Below are 1,444 nucleotides of genomic sequence, written 5' to 3' on the forward strand. Positions count from 1 at the left end.
TTTATGCCACGTGCACACCCGCGTGCGACATGAGGGGGGGGGGGGGAAGAGTGAGGTGGGTATAAGAGACAGGTGGTGGGGGACGTGTTGTCGCCGTGGCCCGACGTGGGCCACTTCGGTTCGGTGTGCACAACTGCCCCGCTTTCCCGCTCGGTCGGCTCGCTCCGGCTCGCTCCGGCTCGGAGATCAACGTACGCCACCGTGTCCATGCGCCGGCGCCCGAAGGGAACAGCCGCCCCCTCGACCGGTGTTGTGGCCTAGCACACATCAGTCGCCGCACACCGCTGGAGGAGACCGTATGACCGCCCTGACCAGGCTGGAACGCGAGCAATTCCTGGCCGAACCCCACGTGGCCGCGCTGTCGGTGGACGGCGGAGAGGGACGGGCGCCGCTGTCCGTGCCGATCTGGTACCAGTACGAGCCCGGCGGCGACATCTGGATCCTCACCGGCCTCGGCTCCCGCAAGCAGCGGCTGATCGACGCGGCGGGCCGGTTCTCCCTCATGGTGGACACGGTCGAGCCGGAGCTGAAGTACGTGTCCGTGGAGGGCCCGGTCCTCGACACCACCCCCGCCACCGTCGAACTCCTCCGGGAGATCTCCGCGCGCTACCTGCCGCCCGAGAAGGTGGAGGCGTACGTCGACTTCGCCTGGAAGAACCACGGCGAGCAGGTGATCATCCGGCTGCGCCCGGAGCGCTGGGTGTCATCGGACATCGGTTCGTTGTAGGCGGCGCCCGGGGGTGAGAATCGGGGGCATGGGAACGGATCTTCACGCACTCCTGAGATCACTGCGGGTATGGGCCCCCGAGGCCACCACCCTGCCCTCCTTCGACCCGGCCACGGCCCCCGCCGAACCACTCCCCCTCTTCACGGAGTGGTTCGCGGAGGCGGTGGCGGCGGGCCAGCCCGAACCGCACACGATGTCCCTGGCCACCTCGGACGAGGCCGGCCACCCGGACGTACGCACGGTGATGCTGCACGGCGCGGACGCGGCGGGCTGGGCCTTCGCCACCCACGTGACCAGCCGCAAGGGCCACCACCTCACGGCCCGCCCCTACGCGGCCCTGGGCTTCTACTGGCCGGCCCTGGGCCGTCAGGTCCGGATCCGCGGCCCGGTCACCGCGGCCCCCTCCCAGGAGGGCCGGGCCGACCTCCACGCCCGCTCGACAGGCGCCCTGGCCGCCGCGCTCACGGGCCACCAGAGCGAGGCCCTGGGCTCACTGGAGGAGCTGGCCGAGGCCTCCGAGGCGGCATGGACCGAGGCCCGGTCGAGACCGGACGCCCCGGTGCCGACGTGGACCCTGTACCGCTTGGCCCCTCAGGAGGTGGAGTTCTTCCAGGGGGACGCCCGGCGCCGACATGTGCGGCTGGTGTATCGCCGTACGGGGCAGGGGTGGGCGTCCCCCTGGAAGAACTCCTCCTCCTGAGGGGCCAAGCGGTACAG

General features: G+C 71.2%; 2 protein-coding genes. Both read left to right on the top strand.

Features of this window, described 5'->3' with window-relative positions; all coding sequences use genetic code 11:
* Window positions 1-298 precede the first annotated feature (298 nt).
* Window positions 299-727: a pyridoxamine 5'-phosphate oxidase family protein gene (locus tag HLK59_RS50015; RefSeq protein WP_171148330.1), complete on the top strand. Its 429-nt coding sequence runs from the start codon at window positions 299-301 to the stop codon at window positions 725-727.
* Window positions 728-755: 28 nt separating this feature from the next.
* Window positions 756-1,427, top strand: a complete 672-nt coding sequence (locus HLK59_RS50020) for a pyridoxal 5'-phosphate synthase (RefSeq protein WP_171148331.1) — start codon at window positions 756-758, stop codon at window positions 1,425-1,427.
* Window positions 1,428-1,444 lie beyond the last annotated feature (17 nt).

Source organism: Streptomyces sp. S3(2020) (assembly GCF_013044505.1).
In the GTDB taxonomy this organism is placed as follows: Bacteria; Actinomycetota; Actinomycetes; order Streptomycetales; family Streptomycetaceae; genus Streptomyces.

Bases quoted from the DNA above. Each gene is read 5' to 3' on its own strand.
- HLK59_RS50015 (WP_171148330.1), top strand. From the start codon at position 299: ATGACCGCCCTGACCAGGCTGGAACGCGAGCAATTCCTGGCCGAACCC.
- HLK59_RS50020 (WP_171148331.1), top strand. From the start codon at position 756: ATGGGAACGGATCTTCACGCACTCCTGAGATCACTGCGGGTATGGGCC.